The following is an 18681-nucleotide window of genomic DNA, read 5'->3' as shown; positions in this document are numbered from 1 at the left end:
CCGACGCCTCGTTGAGGCAGGTGCTGTAGTCGGGGGACAGCGGGTCGATGCCCGAGCAGTCCTTGATGTCGCTGGCCGCACCGAAGGCGCCCGCGCCCGTCCGCGTACGCGCACCGGGTCCGGTTCTGTCAGAAGCCGAAGTCCTGGGTCCACCAGGGGCCGCCGGAGCCGAAGTGGACGCCGACGCCCAGGGTGCGGAATTCGCAGTTGAGGATGTTCGCCTTGTGGCCGGGGCTGTTCATCCAGGCCTGCATCACGGACTTCGCGTCGCCCTGGCCGCGCGCGATGTTCTCGCCGCCCATGCCGGAGATGCCCGCGTTCTGGGCCCGCTGCCAGGGCGAGTTCCCGTCCGGGTCGGTGTGGTCGAAGAAGCCCCGTACGGCCATGTCCTTGCTGAAGGCGCCGGCCAGCGCCGCGAGCGGCGGGTTCGCCCGGACCGGCACGCACCCGGCCTGGGCGCGCTCCTGGTTCACGAGTGCGAGCACCTCGGCCTCCTCGGCGGACTGCCCGCCGTCGGCCGTCGGGGCGGCGGGCTTGGGAGCCGCGGGCGGCTTGGGGGCGGCGGGCTTCGGCGCGGCGCTCGTCTCGGGGGCCTTCTCGGGGGCCTTCTCCGGCGCCTTCGTGGAGGCCGAGGGCGACGGGGACGCCGAGGGCGACCCGGACGGGGAGGGTGACGCCGACGGGGAGGCCGCTGCGGAGGAGGTGCCGGCCTGCGGGGCGGCGGCGGAGGCCCGGCCCGACAGGTTGGCCAGGCCGTTCGGCTGCCCGACCGGCTCGCGGGAGGCGGTGGCGGAGGGCTCGGCCCGGGCCTCGGTCTTCTCTCCGGCGCCCGTGCCGACGTACGGGAAGGCGCCGCCCACCGGGACGAAACCGGTCGTCACGGCCGCCGTGCCGAGGGCCACGGCCACGGACGCGCCGAGCAGCCCGGTGCGCACGGCGGTGCGCTTGGCGCCGCGCCGAGGTGCGGCGTGGAGTCGGTGGCGTCCCATGGGTGCCGTGCCTTCCCTTTGCAAGATCAACGTTTGCTCACCCGAAAGGGTGAGTCATTGGTGGGGGACTGTAGCCCAATGGGACAAGGGGGGCGATGAGTCCCGGAACCCTTTGCCCGGTTAGCGTTCTTGCATGGATGAAGACGTGCGCATGACCGCCTGGGTGCGCGGCCGTGTACAGGGAGTGGGCTTCCGCTGGTTCACCAGGGCCAATGCCCTGGAGATCGGAGGAATGGCCGGCTTCGCGCTCAACCTCGACGACGGCCGAGTGCAGGTCGTGGCGGAAGGTCAACGTGAGAATTGCCACCGGCTGCTGGAGTGGCTCCGCTCCGCCGACACGCCCGGACGGGTGGACGGGGTGACAGAGATCTGGGGCACACCGCGCGGCGGCTACGACGGCTTCGAGATCCGGTGATCAATCGACTGATCATGGACTGATCAGACCCCCGGAACGTCCGCACCCGGTCGGATCTGCGCATTCGCCGCCGACGCGTTGCCGCGATGGTGGATCCGTGGAAGGCTCGGAGGCGAGGATGATCCCCCCGCCCCCTGCGCGGACCGGGCCGCCCGCCGATACGGGGCGTGATCGTGTTGACCGTCAAACTTTTTGGTGAGACGCTGGAAGCCCCGCGCACCTGAGCTGTTTGGCAGTGGTGGCACCAGTAAGCGCAGTGACTGACTGTCGTTGCCGGACATCCGCGGGTGCGATTCCCTCACGACCCACACCGCTTCGGTCGGTCACTCAGTGTGGAGGACCATCCATCATGGCAAAGGCGCTTCTCGGTTACGTCGGCGGTTCCGACCCGCGACTCCTCGCCGAGATGCGACGGCTTCAGCAGCGCGTCCAGGACCTCGAGTCCGAGCTCGGACGGATCCAGTCCGAGAACGACGCCCTGACCGCGGCCGCCGCTCAGCACGGAGACTCGCTGCTCGACAGCATCGAGATCGACGTACCCCAGGCGGAGCCTGCGCTCACCTGATACGCGCTCACCGTCGTTCGACTCCAGCCCCGAATGATCTGCAAGGGACGCCTCGGCGTCCCTTCTTTCTTTCCGCCCGCACATCATGCGTTGGGCCAGGTGGGGGGCTGATTCCTTTAACGTCTGATGTGCCCTGCACCTTCATGGGTGAAACCGAACGTGAAAGGTAGAGTCCGGCGGCGTGCACCTCAAGTCCCTGACCCTGCGTGGCTTCAAATCCTTCGCCTCCGCCACCACTCTGCGCTTCGAACCGGGGATCACCTGCGTCGTCGGCCCGAACGGATCCGGCAAGTCCAACGTGGTGGACGCGCTCTCCTGGGTCATGGGGGAACAGGGAGCCAAGTCCCTGCGCGGCGGGAAGATGGAGGACGTCATCTTCGCGGGCACCACGGGACGCCCGCCGCTGGGACGGGCCGAGGTCTCCCTCACCATCGACAACTCCGACGGCGCCCTGCCCATCGACTACGCCGAGGTCACCATCACGCGGATCATGTTCCGCGGCGGCAGCAGCGAATACCAGATCAACGGTGACACCTGTCGGCTCCTCGACATCCAGGAACTGCTCTCCGACTCCGGCATCGGCCGCGAGATGCACGTCATCGTCGGACAGGGGCAGCTCGACTCCGTCCTGCACGCCGACCCGGCGGGCCGCCGCGCCTTCATCGAGGAGGCCGCGGGCGTACTGAAGCACCGCAAGCGCAAGGAGAAGGCGCTGCGCAAGCTCGACGCGATGCAGGCCAACCTCGCGCGGGTGCAGGACCTGGCCGACGAACTCCGCCGCCAGCTCAAACCCCTGGGCCGGCAGGCGGCGGTGGCCCGCCGGGCCGCCGTGATCCAGGCCGACCTGCGCGACGCGAAGCTGCGGCTGCTCGCCGACGACCTGGTGGCGCTGCGGGGCGCGCTGGACGCGGAGATCGCGGACGAGGCCGCGCTCAAGGAGCGCAAGGAGGCCGCGGAACGGGACCTCGCCGACGCGCTGCGCCGGGAGGCCGAGCTGGAGGAATCGGTACGCCGCCTCGCGCCGCGGCTCCAGCGGGCCCAGCAGACCTGGTACGAGCTGTCGCAGCTCGCCGAACGGGTGCGCGGCACCGCCTCGCTGGCCGAGGCCCGGGTCAGGAGCGCGTCCGCGCCGGTGGAGGAGGAACGGCGCGGCCGCGACCCCGAGGACCTGGAACGGGAGGCCGCGCGGATCCGGGAGCAGGAGGCCGAGCTGACGGCGGCGCTGGAGGCCGCCGAGCGGGCCCTGGAGGACACCACCGGGCACCGGGCCGAGCTGGAGCGCGCCCTCGCGGAGGAGGAGCGGCGGCTGCGGGACGCCGCGCGGGCCATCGCCGACCGGCGTGAGGAGCTGGCCCGGCTGACCGGCCGGCTGGGGGCGGCCCGGTCGCGGGCGGGCGCGGCACAGGCGGAGATCGAACGGCTCGTGGCGGCCCGGGACGAGGCGGAGGCCCGGGCGGTGGCGGCCCGGGAGGAGTACGAGGAACTGGCCGCGGAGGTCGGCGGGCTCGAAGACCCCTCGGTGGAGGGGGAGTACGAGGCGGCGAAGGCCGAACTGGCGGGGGCGAAGGCCGCGCTCGGCGCCGCCCGGGAGGCGCTGGGCGCGGCGGAGCGGTCCCGCGCGGCGGTGTCGGCGCGGCGGGAGGCGCTCGCGCTGGGGCTGCGGCGCAAGGACGGGACCGGGGCGCTGCTCGCGGTGCGGGAGCGGCTGGCGGGGGTGCTGGGACCTGCGGCGGAGCGGGTGTCCGTGGTGCCGGGGTACGAGGTCGCCGTGGCCGCCGCGCTGGGCTCCGCCGCGGATGCGGTGGCCGTCGCCTCGGCGGGGGCGGCCGCCGGTGCCATCCGGCATCTGCGCGATGCCGATGCGGGGCGGGCCACGTTCCTGATCGCCGGTTCCGCGCCCGCCCTGATCCCGGGGCAGGGCCCCGTTGCCCCGTGCGGGGCCGGCCTGCCCGGGCAGGCCCAGGGGCCGGAAGCCTGCCCCCACCCCGCCCCTTCCCGTAACTGGGGCTCCGCCCCGGACCCCGCGCCTCAATCGCCGGCGGGGCTGGAAGTGCGGGGTGCTGTCCCGGACCCCGCGCCTCAACGGCCGGGGGCGCTGGAAGCCGCACCCGGCGGGGCGGAGGTGGCCGTCGAGGGTGTGTACCTGGAGGCCGCTTCGCTCGTGCGGGGGGACGACGAGGTGCGGCGGGCCGTGGCGTGGGTGCTGCGGGAGCACGTCGTGGTCGGGAGCCTGGAGGAGGCCGAGGCGGTCGTCGCCGCGCGGCCGGACCTGGTCGCGGTCACCGCCGAGGGGGACGTGCTCGGCGCCCACCTCGCGCACGGCGGCTCCGCGGGCGCGCCCAGCCTGATCGAGGTGCAGGCCGCCGTCGACGAGGCGGCGGCGGAACTGGAGCGGCTGGACGGCGAGTGCCGGGAGCTGGCCGGGGCCGAGGAGGCGGCCCGGCAGCGCCGCGACGGCGCGGCGGCCCGTGCCGAGGAGCTGGCGGAGCTGCGCCGGGCGGGGGAGAAGGCCCGCGCCGGGGCCGCCCAGCAGCTCGGCCGGCTCGCCGGGCAGGCGAAGGGCGCCCAGGGCGAGGCCGAGCGCAGCGCCCGGGCGGCGGCCACCGCCCAGGAGGCCCTCGAACGCGCGCGGCTCGACGTCGAGGAGTGCGCGGAGCGGCTCGCGGTCGCGGAGGAGTTGCCGCTGGCGGATGAGCCCGACACCTCGGCCCGGGACCGGCTCTCCGCCGACGGGGCGAACGCGCGGCAGACCGAGATGGAGGCCCGCCTCCAGCTGCGTACGCACGAGGAGCGGGTCAAGGGCCTGGCCGGCCGGGCCGAGGCGCTCGACCGGGGCGCCCGCGCCGAGCGCGAGGCCCGGGCCCGCGCGGAGCGGCGCCGGCAGCGCCGCCGGTACGAGGCCGAGGTGGGCCGGGCCGTCGCCGACGGGGCCCGGCAGCTGCTGGCTCACCTGGAGGTGTCGATCGGCCGGGCGGAGCTGGAGAGTTCGGCCGCCGAGCACGCCAAGGGGCTGCGCGAGCAGGAGCTCGGCGAGGCCCGCGGCCGGGGCCGCGACCTCAAGGGCGAGCTCGACAAGCTGACCGACTCCGTGCACCGGGGCGAGGTGCTCGGCGCAGAGAAGCGGCTGCGCATCGAGCAGCTGGAGGCGCGGGCGCTGGAGGAGCTGGGCGTGGAGCCCGCCGCCCTGGTGGCGGAGTACGGGCCCGACCAGCCGGTGCCCCCGTCCCCGCCGGCCGAGGGCGAGGTGCTCCCGGAGGACCCGGAGCACCCCCGCAACCGGCCGGGCCCCTTCGACCGGTCCCGGCAGGAGAAGCGGCTGAAGGCTGCCGAGCGGGCCTACCAGCAGCTGGGCAAGGTCAACCCGCTGGCGCTGGAGGAGTTCGCGGCGCTGGAGGAGCGCCACCGGTTCCTCAGCGAGCAGCTGGGCGACCTGCGGAAGACCCGTGCCGACCTCCTTCAAGTGGTGAAGGAGGTCGACCAGCGGGTCGAGCAGGTCTTCACGGAGGCCTACCGGGACACCGCGCGGGAGTTCGAGGGGGTGTTCTCGCGCTTGTTCCCCGGCGGCGAGGGCCGTCTGGTGCTCACCGACCCGGACGACATGCTGGCCACCGGCGTGGACGTCGAGGCCCGGCCGCCGGGCAAGAAGGTCAAGCGGCTGTCGCTGCTGTCCGGCGGCGAGCGGTCGCTGACGGCCGTGGCGCTGCTGGTCTCCATCTTCAAGGCGCGGCCCAGCCCGTTCTACGTGATGGACGAGGTCGAGGCGGCGCTCGACGACACCAACCTCCAGCGGCTGATCCGCATCATGGAGGAGCTCCAGGAGAGCTCGCAGCTGATCGTCATCACGCACCAGAAGCGGACGATGGAGGTCGCGGACGCCCTCTACGGCGTCTCGATGCAGGGCGACGGGGTCTCGAAGGTCATCAGCCAGCGGCTCCGCTGAGCCCTAGAGCTTCAAGAAGTGAAATCAAAGCCGCATCGCTGAACTTAATCCGACCTTCACATCACCTATTGACTTCAGGAAATGAACACATAGGCTCTGTGCTGCCTCCCGCCTTCCAGTGGTGCCCGATCTTGACCTGTGCGCCACTAGGAGAACGGACAGAACCCCCCACGGAGCACACCTTGACCAGCAGCACTGCACAGGCGCCGGCGCCCGGCGGCGGTGGACGGGCGTCCCAGCCCGAGCACCTCGGGCACGTCATCTTCATCACCGCGGCCGCCGCCATGGGCGGATTCCTCTTCGGCTACGACAGCTCCGTCATCAACGGCGCCGTCGTCGCCATCCGCGACCGCTTCGACATCGGTTCGGCCGCGCTCGCCCAGGTGATCGCCGCCGCGCTGATCGGCTGCGCGCTCGGCGCCGCCACCGCGGGCCGCATCGCCGACCGGATCGGCCGCATCCGCTGCATGCAGATCGCCGCCGTGCTCTTCACGGCCAGCGCCATCGGCTCGGCCCTCCCGTTCGCCCTCTGGGACCTCGCCATGTGGCGCGTCATCGGCGGCTTCGGCATCGGCATGGCCTCCGTCATCGGCCCCGCCTACATCGCCGAGGTCTCCCCGCCCGCCTACCGCGGCCGGCTGGCCTCCTTCCAGCAGGCCGCCATCGTCATCGGCATCGCCATCTCGCAGCTGGTCAACTGGGGCATCCTGAACCTCGCCGACGGCGACCAGCGCGGGGAGATCGGCGGGCTCGAAGCCTGGCAGTGGATGCTCGGCGTGATGGTCGTCCCGGCCGTGCTCTACGGACTGATGTCCTTCGTCATCCCCGAGTCCCCCCGCTTCCTGATCTCCGCCGGGCGCACCGAGGAGGCCCGCAAGGTGCTGGCCGAGGTCGAGGGGAGCAAGGTCGACCTGGACAGCCGCGTCGCCGAGATCGAGACGGCCATGCGCTCCGAGCACAAGTCCACCTTCAAGGACCTGCTCGGCGGCCGCTTCGGCCTGCTGCCCATCGTCTGGATCGGCATCGGCCTCTCGGTCTTCCAGCAGCTCGTCGGCATCAACGTGATCTTCTACTACAGCTCCTCGCTGTGGCAGTCCGTCGGCATCGACCCGACCAGCTCGTTCCTGTACTCCTTCACCACGTCGATCATCAACATCATCGGCACGGTGATCGCGATGATCTTCGTGGACCGGATCGGCCGCAAGCCGCTCGCCCTGATCGGCTCGGTGGGCATGGCCGTCTCCCTCGGCCTCTGCGCCTGGGCGTTCTCGTACAAGACCGGCACCGGCGACGACATCTCGATGCCCGACACCCAGGGCACCGTCGCGCTGATCGCCGCGCACGCCTTCGTCCTCTTCTTCGCCCTCTCCTGGGGCGTGGTGGTGTGGGTGCTGCTCGGCGAGATGTTCCCCAACCGGATCCGCGCCGCCGCGCTCGGCGTCGCCGCCGCGGCCCAGTGGGTCGCCAACTGGGTCATCACCGTCACCTTCCCGACCCTGTCGGACTGGAACCTGTCCGGCGCGTACGTCATCTACACCGTCTTCGCCCTGCTCTCGATCCCGTTCATCCTCAAGTGGGTGCCGGAGACCAAGGGCAAGGCGTTGGAGGAGATGGGGTAACCAACCCCCGCCACCACCCCTCTCCTCCGCGGTACTGCCCCGGCTCAGTCCTTGAGCCGGGGCAGTACCCGTTCGCACAGGAGCCGCAGGCTGCGCCACCCCTCCTCCAGCGGCATCCCGCCGCACAGCGGGTGCAGGACGAGGTTGCCCGCCTCGCCCGCCCCGCGCGCGTACGCCACCGCCTCCTGCGGGTCGAGGATCCGGTAGACCCCCTCGGCCCGCAGCTCCTCGACCGTACGGGCGCCGGACCGCACCGCCGAGCGGATGTCCTTGGACTGCCAGGAGGCGTACATGCCCGCCTCGTGCAGGAAGTGCCTCCCGTAGAGCGCCCACGCCCGCTCCGGGTCCTCCGAGACGTGCAGCAGCGGGGTCTCCCGCGCCGGCATCATGCAGAAGCCCTCGGTGCCGTACTCCGCGAGCCGCTCCGCGTAGTACGCCTCCAGCTCCGGCAGGTGCGCGCTCGGGAAGAACGGCAGCCCCAGCCGGGCCGCGCGCCGCGCCGCGGCCTTCGAACTCCCGCCCACCAGCAGCATCGGGTGCGGCTGGGTGAAGGGCACCGGGGTCACCTTCACGGTGCGGCCGCGGAACTCGAAGGGCTCCCCGGTCCAGGCCTTCAGCAGGGTCTCCAGCAGCTCGTCCTGGAGCCGGCCGCGCCGCCCCCACTCCACCCCGTGCTGCTCGTACTCCTCGGGCCGGTAGCCGATGCCCGCCACGGTCACCAGCCGCCCGCCGCCGATCAGGTCCAGTACGGCGATGTCCTCGGCCACCTTCAGCGGGTCGTGCAGCGGGCCGATGATCGCCGAGACGGTGACCGCGATCCGCCGGGTGGCGCCGAGGACGGCGCCGGCGAACGCGAAGGGGGAGGGCAGCCAGTTGTTGTCGGTGCCGTGGTGCTCCTCGGTCTGGATCGTGTCGATCCCGTGCTCGTCGGCGTACCGGGCCATCTCCACCGCCGCCTGGTAGCGGGCGGCCAGCGTCGCGGGGGTGCCGTCGGGGTCGATCAGGTTGAACCGGGCCACGGTGATGGGCATGGGAAGTCCCCCTTCGCCGGATGCGGACGGTCGGGCGAAGGGGGACGTTAGCTGACGCAGCGTCAGTTGGACAGGGTCCCGGCCGGGACGCGCTCCGCACCGGACTCCCGCGCGGCCGGCGCCGCCGGGGCGGGGGTCCGCGGCAGTACGGCGTACAGCGCGGCGGAGACCAGGATGCCGGTCACCCAGCCGAGGCCGTTCTCGCCGATCCAGGTGGAGGCCAGCGGCCCGCTGAACCAGTCCACCTTGGTGAACAGCAGCCCCGCGACCAGGGCCGCGCCCCAGGCCGTCATCGCCTGCCAGGCGAAACCGCCCCGGTACCAGTAGGCGCTGCCCGGCGTCGTGTCCAGCAGCGCGGCACCGTCGTAGGAGGGGCGGCGCAGCATGTCCACGCCGAAGACGCCGATCCACGCGGAGAAGGCCACGGCCAGCAGGGTCAGGAAGGAGATGAACGAGCCGAAGAAGCTGGTCGCCACCACCATCAGGAGGAAGCCGAAGACCAGGCTGATGACGGCGTTGACGCTGACCGCCCAGGCGCGCGGCACCTTGATGCCCAGGGTCTGCGCGGTGAACCCGGCCGAGTACATCGACATCGAGTTGATCAGCAGCATCCCGATCAGGGCGATCAGCAGGTAGGGCACCGCGATCCAGGTCGGCAGCAGCTCGCCGATGAAGGAGACCGGGTCCTGCGCGCTCGCCAGGTCCGGCGTGCCGACGGCCATCACCGCGCCCATCAGCACCATCGGCAGGACCACCACGCCCGCGCCGCCGATCGTCGCGCCGACCATCCCCTTGGCGGAGGCCGTGCGCGGCAGGTAGCGGGTGAAGTCCGGGCCGGACGGCACCCAGCTGATGCCGCCCGCCGCGATGGTGCCGATGCCCGCGACCATCATCGCCGTGGAGCCGGCCGGCTTGCCGAAGACGGCCGACCAGTCGGTGGTGAAGAGCAGGTAGCCGAGGACGAGCACGCTGAAGCCGCCGAAGAGGTACGTCGACCACTTCGAGCAGACGCGCAGCGCGTTGATGCCCAGCCCCGAGACCACGAAGGTGCAGCCGACGAAGAAGAGCAGGGTCACGACGATGAGCGCGGTGTTGCTCTTCACGCCGAAGAGCAGGTCCAGGACGGTCAGCACGGCGTAGGCGCCGCTGACCGCGTTGATGGTCTCCCAGCCCCAGCGCGCCACCCAGATCAGGGCACCGGGGAAGAGGTTGCCGCGCTGGCCGAACACGGCCCGCGAGAGCGCCATGCCCGGCGCCCCGCCGCGCTTCCCGGCGATGGAGATCAGGCCGACGATCCCGTACGAGACGACGGGCGCGGCGAGCGCGACGACCAGCACCTGCCAGATGTTGAGCTTGTTGAAGATCACCAGGCCGGCGCCCATGGTGAGCAGCAGCACGCTGATGTTCGCGGCGACCCAGGTCGGGACCAGCTCGCGGACCCGGCCGGTGCGCTCGGCGTCCGGTACGGGCTCCAGCCCGCGGGTCTCGGCGGCGTTCTTGCCGGTGGCTGCTGCTGCGGTTCCTGCTGCGGTTCCGGCTGCGGTCTCGGCCGGTATGGCGCCGGTGGCGGGCTCGGCGGGCATGCGGTTGCTCCGTGGGGCGTGCGAGGACGGGAAGTCGTCCATCATCGTAGATTTGCGTCGAATTGCATAAATAGGGGCTTAGGGCCCGGTACGGGTGCCGAGGTCCGGGCTCCGGAGCCGCCGTGGCCGATACTGGGGTGGTTATGGAAATCCTCATCCTTGCTGTAGTCATCGCCCTGGTCGCGGTCGGCGCGATCAGCGGGCTCGTGGTCAGCAGCCGCAAGAAGAAGCAGCTGCCCCCCACGGCGCCGCCGAGCACGCCGACCATCACTGCCCCGCCCGCCGAACCGCAGGTGGGGGAGGACTCCGCCCCGACGGTCGAAGAGCCGCGCCGGACCATCGAGGAGGTCGTGCTCCCCGAGGCGGAGGCCGCGGCCCCCGAGGCGCCCGTCGCCGAGCCCGAGGCCCCGGCCGCGCCCGAGATCGAGGTGCCCGAGCCCACCGCCGGCCGCCTGGTCCGGCTGCGCGCGCGGCTCGCCCGTTCGCAGAACTCGCTCGGCAAGGGGCTGCTCACGCTGCTCTCGCGCGAGCACCTCGACGAGGACACCTGGGAGGAGATCGAGGAGACCCTCCTCATCGCCGACGTCGGCGTCGCGCCGACGCAGGAACTGGTCGACCGGCTCCGCGAGCGGGTCAAGGTGCTCGGCACCCGCACCCCCGCCGAGCTGCGCACCCTGCTGAAGGAGGAGCTGCTGACCCTGGTCGGCACCGACTTCGACCGCGCCGTGAAGACCGAGAGCGGCACCGACACCCCGGGCGTCGTGATGGTCGTCGGCGTCAACGGCACCGGCAAGACCACCACCACCGGCAAGCTCGCCCGGGTGCTCGTCGCCGACGGCCGCAGCGTGGTGCTCGGCGCCGCCGACACCTTCCGCGCCGCCGCCGCCGACCAGCTCCAGACCTGGGGCGAGCGCGTGGGCGCCCGTACCGTCCGCGGCCCCGAGGGCGGCGACCCGGCCTCCATCGCCTACGACGCGGTCAAGGAGGGCATCGCCGAGGGCGCCGACGTGGTGCTCATCGACACCGCGGGCCGGCTGCACACCAAGACCGGCCTCATGGACGAGCTCGGCAAGGTCAAGCGCGTCGTGGAGAAGCACGGCCCGCTGGACGAGGTGCTGCTGGTCCTGGACGCCACCACCGGCCAGAACGGCCTGACCCAGGCGCGCGTGTTCGCCGAGGTCGTGGACATCACCGGCATCGTGCTCACCAAGCTCGACGGCACCGCCAAGGGCGGCATCGTCGTCGCCGTCCAGCGCGAGCTGGGCGTCCCGGTCAAGCTCGTCGGCCTCGGCGAGGGCCCGGACGACCTGGCCCCCTTCGAGCCCGAGGCGTTCGTGGACGCCCTCATCGGCGACTGAGGCACCCGCGCCTCGCCGGAGGACTGACGCAGACCAGTGCCCCCGTGTCCGTCCAGGACCCGGGGGCACTGCCGTGGGCGGGGGCCGTCAGCGGCGGAAGCGGTGACAGGTGTAGGCCAGGGTGCCGAGCAGCAGCCGGGCCTGCGGGGGGCCGCCCGCACTGTCCAGCGCGGGCCCGCGCAGCCAGGTGGCCGGGCCCAGGCCCGCGTGGTCGCAGGGCGGGGCGGTCAGGAAGGCGCCGCGGCCCAGGGCGCGCAGGTCCAGGTCGGCGTCGTCCCAGCCCATCCGGTACAGCAGCTCGGGCAGCTCGTCGGCCGCGCCCGGGGCCACGAAGAACTGCGCCCGGCCGTCCGGGGTGGCCGTCACGGGCCCCAGCGGCAGGCCCATCCGCTCCAGCCGGACCAGGGCGCGCCGGCCGGCCTCGGCGGACACCTCGATGACGTCGAAGGAGCGGCCGACGGGCAGCAGCACCGCCGCGCCCGGGTACTCGCCCCAGATCTCGGAGACCTCGTCCAGGGTGGCGCCCCCCGGGACGGTCGGAGCGAAGTCCAGCGGGTGCGCCCCCGGCGCGCCGCAGTTCGTATGACCGCAGGAGCAGTCGCGGCCCGGACCCGCGGCGCGGGCCCCGGGGACCGCGTCCCAGCCCCAGAGCCCGGTGTACTCCGCCACCGTCGTGCACTCCGAGGTCCGTCCGCGGCGCCGGACGCCGGAACGGAACTCCTTGGTGCCTCGGCTGCCGCCGATCGTGAAGCCCATGCCCATGCCCCCTCCAACGGGTCGGACGCGCCGGTGGTTACGACGTCGGCGAGACCTGTCGGAGGCCGGGCGGAGCGCGCCGCCCACCGGAGCCGCCCGGCGCACTCCTCGCCGCGCGCGCCCCGAGCGCACTCCCGTCCAACCACTGCCGTTTCGCCTTGGTGTCAAGTGAATCGCGCCTGGCCGGTGGCGAGTTCATTCGAAGGGGTGGCGAATGGTGGCGTTTCTGGAATCGACCTCGCCGACGGGGTGATCGTAGGATTACTTTCGGTGCACGAACCTGGACGGCGGACCCCAACCGTGGGTATGCCGGAGGCAATCGGTGGAGGACCTGTGAAGGTCCCTGGCGGAGTCGGCCGCCCCGGCCAGGGTTCCGTGTGAAGAGGCGATGCGGATGGGGGCGTTCCAGTGAGCGGCAGCGGCGCAAGCGGAACGAGTGGCGAATCCGCTGTCCGGAACGAACAGCTGACCTCGTGGTTCGTCCGCAGCGGCTGGTCCAAGGGCGAACTCGCCCGCCAGGTCAACCGCCGCGCGCGCCAGATGGGCGCCCACCACATCAGCACCGACACCTCCCGCGTGCGCCGCTGGCTCGACGGCGAACAGCCCCGCGAACCCGTCCCGCGGATCCTCTCGGAACTCTTCTCCGAACGCTTCGGCTCCGTCGTCGCCATCGAACAGCTCGGCCTGCGCACCGCCCACCAGACCCCCTCCGTCTCCGGCGTCGACCTGCCCTGGGCCGGCCCGCAGACCGTGGAACTGCTCAGCGAGTTCTCCCGCAGCGACCTGATGCTCGCCCGCCGCGGCTTCCTCGGGACCTCCCTCGCCCTCTCCGCCGGCCCCGCCCTCATCGAGCCCATGCAGCGCTGGCTCGTCCCCTCCCCGGCCGCCGACCTCGGCCCCCGACCCGACACCGGCCCGTCGGGCGCGCTCGGCGGACACCGGCCGCCCCGGCTGTCCGAGCCGGAACTCGACCTCCTCGAAGCCACCACCGTGATGTTCCGCCAGTGGGACGCGCAGTGCGGCGGCGGACTGCGCCGCAAGGCCGTCGTCGGACAGCTCCACGAGGTCACCGACCTGCTCCAGGAGAGCCACCCGGCCCCGGTCATGAAGCGGCTGTTCAAGGTCGCCGCCGAACTCGCCGAACTCGCCGGATGGATGAGCTACGACATCGGCCTGCACCCCACCGCGCAGAAGTACTTCGTCCTCGCGCTGCACGCCGCGAAGGAAGCCGGCGACAAGCCGCTGGGCTCCTACATCCTGTCCGGCATGAGCCGCCAGATGATCCACCTGGGCCGTCCCGAGGACGCCCTGGAGCTCATCCACCTCGCCCAGTACGGCAGCCGCGACTGCGCCGGACCGCGCACCCAGGCCATGCTGTACGCGATGGAGGCCCGGGCCTACGCCAACATGGGCCAGCCCAGCCGCTGCAAGCGGGCCGTGCGGATGGCCGAGGACACCTTCTCCGACGTCGGCTTCGACTCCGAACCCGAACCCGACTGGATCCGCTTCTTCTCCGAGGCCGAGCTCAACGGCGAGAACTCCCACTCCTACCGCGACCTCGCCTACGTCGCAGGCCGCAGCCCCACCTACGCCTCCCTCGCCGAACCCGTCATGGAACGGGCCGTGGAGCTCTTCGCCAAGGACGGCGAACACCAGCGCTCGTACGCCCTGAACCTCATCGGCATGGCCACCGTCCACCTGCTCCAGCGCGAGCCGGAACAGGCCACCGTCCTCGTCGACCAGGCCCTCGACGTGGCGAGAAAAGTACGGTCCGAAAGGGTGAACACCCGGCTCCGCAAGACCGTCGACACCGCCGCCCGTGAATACGGGGACGTGGCCGAGGTGGTCCGGCTGACCGACCTCCTCGCCTCCCGGCTGCCCGAGGCCGCCGAGGCCGTCTGAGCCGCCCCGAGGCCCCGGACGCGCGCCTGACGTGCGCCCGACCCCCACCTGACCCTCACGTGACCCGGACCGGACCCGTACCTCACCGGTTCATGGAGGCGTAACACGCCCGACCTCTTCGTCATCGGAGCGAAACACCCAGCGGCGCCGCCGGAAACCGTCCTGCGCGAATCTCAGGGCCAATAACCGGCCAGACCTTACGCCGCCGCTCAGGTTTCCCACGATCGCCCGCACGCGAACGTACCGACGACGAGGAGACGCCGATGGCATCAGCCATCACGACCCTCGCAGCAGACGCCCCGACCCTGTCTGCCGCGAACACCGGGTTCATGCTCATCTGCTCCGCCCTGGTCATGCTGATGACCCCGGGACTCGCCTTCTTCTACGGAGGCATGGTCCGCGTCAAGAGCAGCCTCAACATGCTGATGATGAGCTTCATCAGCCTCGGGATCGTCACGATCCTCTGGGTCCTCTACGGCTTCAGCCTCGCCTTCGGCACCGACTCCGGCTCGGTCATCGGCTGGAACTCCGACTACGTCGGCCTCAGCGGCATCGGCCTCACCGAGCTGTGGGACGGCTACACCATCCCCGTCTACGTCTTCGCCGTCTTCCAGCTGATGTTCGCCGTCATCACCCCCGCCCTGATCAGCGGCGCCCTCGCCGACCGCGTCAAGTTCAGCGCCTGGGTGCTCTTCACCGCCCTCTGGGTCACCGTCGTCTACTTCCCCGTCGCCCACTGGGTCTGGGGCGCCGGCGGCTGGCTCTTCGAGCTCGGCGTCATCGACTTCGCCGGCGGCACCGCCGTCCACATCAACGCGGGCGCCGCCGCCCTCGGCGTCATCCTGGTCATCGGCAAGCGCGTCGGCTTCAAGAAGGACCCGATGCGCCCGCACAGCCTCCCCCTGGTCATGCTCGGCGCGGGCCTGCTGTGGTTCGGCTGGTTCGGCTTCAACGCCGGCTCCTGGCTCGGCAACGACGACGGCATCGGCGCCGTCATGTTCGTCAACACCCAGGTCGCCACCGCCGCCGCCATGCTCGCCTGGCTCGGCTACGAGAAGCTGCGCCACGGCTCCTTCACCACCCTCGGAGCCGCCTCCGGCGCCGTCGCCGGCCTCGTCGCCATCACCCCCGCCGGCGGCTCCGTCAGCCCGCTCGGCGCGATCGCCGTCGGCGCCATCGCCGGTGTGCTGTGCGCCATGGCCGTCGGCCTGAAGTACAGGTTCGGCTACGACGACTCCCTCGACGTGGTCGGCGTCCACCTCGTCGGCGGCATCGCCGGCTCCCTGCTCGTCGGCTTCTTCGCCACCGGCGGCGTCCAGTCCGAGGCCAAGGGCCTCTTCTACGGCGGCGGCCTCGAACAGCTCGGCAAGCAGGCCGTCGGGGTCTTCTCCGTCCTCGCCTACTCCCTCGTCGTATCGGCGATCATGGCCTTCCTCCTCGACAAGACCATCGGGATGCGGGTCTCGGAGGACGTCGAGGTCTCCGGCATCGACCAGGTCGAGCACGCCGAGACCGCCTACGACTTCAGCGGCGCCGGCGGCGGGATCTCCTCCCGTACCACCGCCGCACCCGCCCCCGCCGCCGCGAGCAAGAAGGTCGACGCATGAAGCTGATCACCGCCATCGTCAAGCCCTACAAGCTGGACGAGATCAAGGAAGCCCTCCACGCCTTCGGGGTCCAGGGCCTCACCGTCTCCGAGGCCAGCGGATACGGACGCCAGCGCGGCCACACCGAGGTCTACCGCGGCGCCGAGTACACCGTGGACCTCGTACCCAAGATCCGCATCGAGGTGCTCGTCGAGGACGAGGAGGCCGAAGAGCTCATCTCCGTCATCGTCAGCGCCGCCCGGACCGAGAAGATCGGCGACGGCAAGGTGTGGAGCGTCCCCGTGGACTCGGTCGTCCGGGTCCGCACCGGCGAGCGCGGCGCCGACGCGCTCTAGACGACGGGAGCCGCAGGGTGACGAGCGCCGAAGAGACCATGCAGGACGACCCGGCCGGCTCCGGACCCGGCGGCTACGCCGAGGCCCGGCTGCGACTCCTCCAGGAGGAGTCGCGGTCCGGGCCCGCCCGGCGTTCCGCCCTGTCCGGGCTGACCGACCAGTGGCTGAACGCACAGTTCGCGCGGGCGGCGCGGGAGAGCGGCGTACGGGGCGCCGCCCTCGTCGCCGTCGGCGGCTACGGACGCGCCGACCTCTCCCCGCGCAGCGACCTCGACCTGCTGCTCCTGCACGACGGCAAGGCCCGGCCCGCCGAGCTGAAGGCGCTCGCCGACCGCCTCTGGTACCCCGTGTGGGACCTCGGCCTGGCCCTGGACCACTCCGTACGCACCCCCGCCGAGGCCCGCAAGACCGCCGCCGAGGACCTCAAGGCCCACCTCGGGCTGCTCGACGCCCGGCTCGTCTCCGGCGACGCCGGACTCCTCGCCGGGCTGCGCACCTCGGTGCTCGCCGACTGGCGCAACCAGGCCGCCCGACGCCTCCCGCAGCTGCACGCCCTGTGCCGCGAGCGGGCCGAGCGCGCCGGGGAGCTGCGCTTCCTGCTGGAACCCGACCTCAAGGAGGCCCGCGGCGGGCTCCGCGACGCCACCGTCCTGCGGGCCGTCGCCGCCTCCTGGCTCGCCGACGCCCCGCGCGAGGGGCTCGCCGACGCCCGGCGGCGGCTGCTGGACGCCCGCGACGCGCTGCACCTGGTCACCGGCCGGGCCACCGACCGGCTCTCGCTCCAGGAGCAACCCCAGGTCGCCGCCCGGCTGGGACTCCTCGACGCCGACGCGCTGCTGCGCGAGGTGTACGAGGCCGCGCGGGTCGTCGCCTACGCCGGCGACGTCACCTGGCGGGAGGTCGGGCGGGTGCTGCGCGCCCGGGCCGCTTGGCCGAGGCTGCGCGGACTCCTCGGGACCCGGGGCGCGACGGCCCCCGAGCGGGCACCGCTGGCCGAAGGGGTCGTGGAGTCCGACGGGGAGGCGGTGCTCGCGCTGGCCGCCCGGCCCGACCGGGACCCCGTACTGCCCCTGCGCTTCGGCGCCGCCGCCGCACAGGCCGGCCTGCCCGTCTCGCTGCACGCCGTACGCCGCCTCGCCGCGCAGGCCCGGCCGCTGCCCGTGCCGTGGCCGGCGGAGGCCCGGGAGCAGCTGCTGACCCTGCTGGGCGCGGGCGAGCCGACGGTGGGGGTGTGGGAGGCGCTGGAGGCCGAGGGGCTGATCACCCGGCTGCTGCCCGACTGGGAACGGGTGCGCTGCCGCCCCCAGCACAACCCCGTGCACACCTGGACGGTGGACCGGCACCTCATCGAGACGGCCGTACGGGCCTCCGCCCTGACCCGCCGGGTGGGGCGCCCCGACCTGCTGCTGATGGCGGCCCTGCTGCACGACATCGGCAAGGGCTGGCCCGGCGACCACTCCGTCGTCGGCGAGACCATCGCCCGGGACATGGCCGTGCGGGTGGGCTTCGACGCCGAGGACACCGCCGTGCTGGGCACCCTCGTACGCCACCACCTGCTGCTGGTGGACACCGCGACCCGGCGGGACCTCGACGACCCGGCGACCGTCACCGCGGTGGCCCGGGCCGTGGGGTCGACCCGCACCCTGGAGATCCTGCACGCCCTCACCGAGGCCGACGCCCTCGCGACCGGGCCCGCCGCCTGGAGCACCTGGCGGGGCTCCCTGGTGGCCGACCTGGTGCGGCGGGTCGCCGCCGTGCTGAGCGGGGCCCCGCCGGCCGACCCCGAGCCGGACCTCCCCACCGCGGAGCAGGAGCGGCTGGCGCTGGAGGCGCTGCGCACGGGGGAGCCGGTGCTCACGCTGCACGCGCGGCAGGAGGAGGACGAGGCCGTCGGCGTCGAGCTGGTCGTGGCCGTTCCCGACCAGCCCGGGGTGCTGCCGGCGGTGTCCGGGGTGCTGGCCCTGCACCGGCTGACGGTGCGGGCGGCGGACCTGCGGTTCCTGGAGCTGCCGGACCACCTGGGCGAGGTGCTGGTGCTCCGCTGGCGGGTGGCCGCGGAGTTCGGGGCGCTGCCGCAGGCGGCCCGGCTGCGGACGGATCTGGTGCGGGCGCTGGACGGCACCCTGGACGTCCCGGCGAAGCTGGCCGGGCGCGAGGCCGCGTACCCGCGCAGGCGGGGCGTGGTCCCGCCGCCGCCCCGGGTCACGGTGGTCCCGGAGGTCTCGCCGCTGGCCACGGTCCTGGAGGTCCGGGCCCCCGACGCCGTGGGGCTGCTGCACCGGATCGGGCGGGCGCTGGACTCGGCGGGGGTCCGCGTCCGCAGCGCGCACGTGTCCACCCTGGGGGCGAACGCGGTCGACACCGTCTACGTCGTCGACCCGGACGGCAAACCCCTCCCGCCGGCAGCGGCCGCCGCCGTGGCCTCCCAGGTCCAGGCCGCCCTGACCTAGCCGCCGCTGCGCGGGGCCGAGCTCCCCGCCCCGCCCTTCGCCCGTTCCCCGGGCTGCGCCCGGACCCCTTGCGGGGGCTCCGCCCCCGGACCCCCGCGCCTCAAACGCCGGCGGGGCGTTATGTTTCGCCG

The 18681-nt window shown here is 72.9% G+C and carries 13 protein-coding genes; 9 read left to right on the top strand and 4 right to left on the bottom strand.

From position 1 onward, the window contains the following. Window positions 1-128: 128 nt before the first annotated feature. Window positions 129-989: a CAP domain-containing protein gene (locus ACQKM2_RS39355; RefSeq protein WP_427718666.1), complete on the bottom strand. Its 861-nt coding sequence runs from the start codon at window positions 987-989 to the stop codon at window positions 129-131. A 133-nt stretch (window positions 990-1122) separates the two neighbouring features. Between ACQKM2_RS39355 and ACQKM2_RS39350 the strand changes: the two genes are divergently transcribed. From ACQKM2_RS39350 to ACQKM2_RS39335, 4 genes are all read left to right on the top strand, one after another. Then, window positions 1123-1404 (top strand): acylphosphatase, encoded by a 282-nt coding sequence (locus ACQKM2_RS39350; protein ID WP_385771721.1) that lies wholly within the window; start codon window positions 1123-1125, stop codon window positions 1402-1404. A 349-nt stretch (window positions 1405-1753) separates the two neighbouring features. Continuing rightward, the gene (locus tag ACQKM2_RS39345; protein WP_362457577.1) at window positions 1754-1969 is read left to right on the top strand and encodes a hypothetical protein; all 216 of its coding nucleotides are present in this window, start codon (window positions 1754-1756) and stop codon (window positions 1967-1969) included. Between the two features lie 181 nt (window positions 1970-2150). Beyond that, window positions 2151-5909 carry an AAA family ATPase gene (locus ACQKM2_RS39340; protein WP_427718663.1) on the top strand — a complete coding sequence of 1253 codons (3759 nt, stop codon included), beginning with the start codon at window positions 2151-2153 and terminating at the stop codon, window positions 5907-5909. Window positions 5910-6091: 182 nt separating this feature from the next. Continuing rightward, window positions 6092-7528: a sugar porter family MFS transporter gene (locus tag ACQKM2_RS39335; RefSeq protein ID WP_427718661.1), complete on the top strand. Its 1437-nt coding sequence runs from the start codon at window positions 6092-6094 to the stop codon at window positions 7526-7528. Between the two features lie 44 nt (window positions 7529-7572). Here the strand turns inward: ACQKM2_RS39335 and ACQKM2_RS39330 are convergent, their stop codons facing one another. Together ACQKM2_RS39330 and ACQKM2_RS39325 are read right to left on the bottom strand one after the other, a co-directional pair. Then, the gene (locus tag ACQKM2_RS39330) at window positions 7573-8559 is read right to left on the bottom strand and encodes an LLM class flavin-dependent oxidoreductase (RefSeq protein WP_427718659.1); all 987 of its coding nucleotides are present in this window, start codon (window positions 8557-8559) and stop codon (window positions 7573-7575) included. Between the two features lie 62 nt (window positions 8560-8621). Beyond that, complete coding sequence (locus ACQKM2_RS39325) at window positions 8622-10142, bottom strand: cytosine permease (RefSeq protein ID WP_427718657.1); 1521 nt, start codon at window positions 10140-10142, stop codon at window positions 8622-8624. Window positions 10143-10285: 143 nt separating this feature from the next. On the opposite strand from ACQKM2_RS39325, the gene ftsY reads away from it, so the two are divergent. Next, window positions 10286-11500 carry a signal recognition particle-docking protein FtsY gene (ftsY, locus tag ACQKM2_RS39320; RefSeq protein ID WP_427718654.1) on the top strand — a complete coding sequence of 405 codons (1215 nt, stop codon included), beginning with the start codon at window positions 10286-10288 and terminating at the stop codon, window positions 11498-11500. 87 nt (window positions 11501-11587) lie between these two features. On the opposite strand, the gene ACQKM2_RS39315 is transcribed toward ftsY, so the two are convergent. Then, window positions 11588-12256, bottom strand: coding sequence for a bifunctional DNA primase/polymerase (locus tag ACQKM2_RS39315; protein ID WP_427718651.1), 669 nt, complete (start codon window positions 12254-12256; stop codon window positions 11588-11590). 408 nt (window positions 12257-12664) lie between these two features. Here ACQKM2_RS39315 and ACQKM2_RS39310 point away from each other — a divergent pair, with 408 nt between their 5' ends. From ACQKM2_RS39310 to ACQKM2_RS39295, 4 genes are all read left to right on the top strand, one after another. Next, complete coding sequence (locus ACQKM2_RS39310; RefSeq protein WP_427718648.1) at window positions 12665-14158, top strand: hypothetical protein; 1494 nt, start codon at window positions 12665-12667, stop codon at window positions 14156-14158. 263 nt (window positions 14159-14421) lie between these two features. Then, entirely contained in the window at window positions 14422-15765 is a 1344-nt protein-coding gene (locus tag ACQKM2_RS39305; RefSeq protein ID WP_427718646.1) for an ammonium transporter, read from the top strand. After that, window positions 15762-16100, top strand: a complete 339-nt coding sequence (locus tag ACQKM2_RS39300; RefSeq protein WP_361610247.1) for a P-II family nitrogen regulator — start codon at window positions 15762-15764, stop codon at window positions 16098-16100. The genes ACQKM2_RS39305 and ACQKM2_RS39300 overlap by 4 nt, the downstream gene beginning before the upstream one ends. 17 nt (window positions 16101-16117) lie before the next feature. Continuing rightward, a complete protein-coding gene (locus ACQKM2_RS39295) occupies window positions 16118-18550 on the top strand; it encodes a [protein-PII] uridylyltransferase (RefSeq protein WP_427718644.1) in 2433 nt (810 codons plus the stop codon). Window positions 18551-18681 lie beyond the last annotated feature (131 nt).

It is taken from the genome of Streptomyces sp. NPDC004126 (genome assembly GCF_050275515.1).
Lineage (GTDB): Bacteria > Actinomycetota > Actinomycetes > Streptomycetales > Streptomycetaceae > Streptomyces.
This window is presented reverse-complemented; position numbering and strand designations above follow the sequence as displayed.

Bases quoted from the DNA above. Each gene is read 5' to 3' on its own strand.
- ACQKM2_RS39350 (WP_385771721.1), top strand. From the start codon at position 1,123: ATGGATGAAGACGTGCGCATGACCGCCTGGGTGCGCGGCCGTGTACAG.
- ACQKM2_RS39305 (WP_427718646.1), top strand. From the start codon at position 14,422: ATGGCATCAGCCATCACGACCCTCGCAGCAGACGCCCCGACCCTGTCT.
- ACQKM2_RS39300 (WP_361610247.1), top strand. From the start codon at position 15,762: ATGAAGCTGATCACCGCCATCGTCAAGCCCTACAAGCTGGACGAGATC.
- ACQKM2_RS39345 (WP_362457577.1), top strand. From the start codon at position 1,754: ATGGCAAAGGCGCTTCTCGGTTACGTCGGCGGTTCCGACCCGCGACTC.
- ftsY (WP_427718654.1), top strand. From the start codon at position 10,286: ATGGAAATCCTCATCCTTGCTGTAGTCATCGCCCTGGTCGCGGTCGGC.
- ACQKM2_RS39330 (WP_427718659.1), bottom strand. From the start codon at position 8,559: ATGCCCATCACCGTGGCCCGGTTCAACCTGATCGACCCCGACGGCACC.
- ACQKM2_RS39355 (WP_427718666.1), bottom strand. From the start codon at position 989: ATGGGACGCCACCGACTCCACGCCGCACCTCGGCGCGGCGCCAAGCGC.
- ACQKM2_RS39315 (WP_427718651.1), bottom strand. From the start codon at position 12,256: ATGGGCTTCACGATCGGCGGCAGCCGAGGCACCAAGGAGTTCCGTTCC.
- ACQKM2_RS39325 (WP_427718657.1), bottom strand. From the start codon at position 10,142: ATGCCCGCCGAGCCCGCCACCGGCGCCATACCGGCCGAGACCGCAGCC.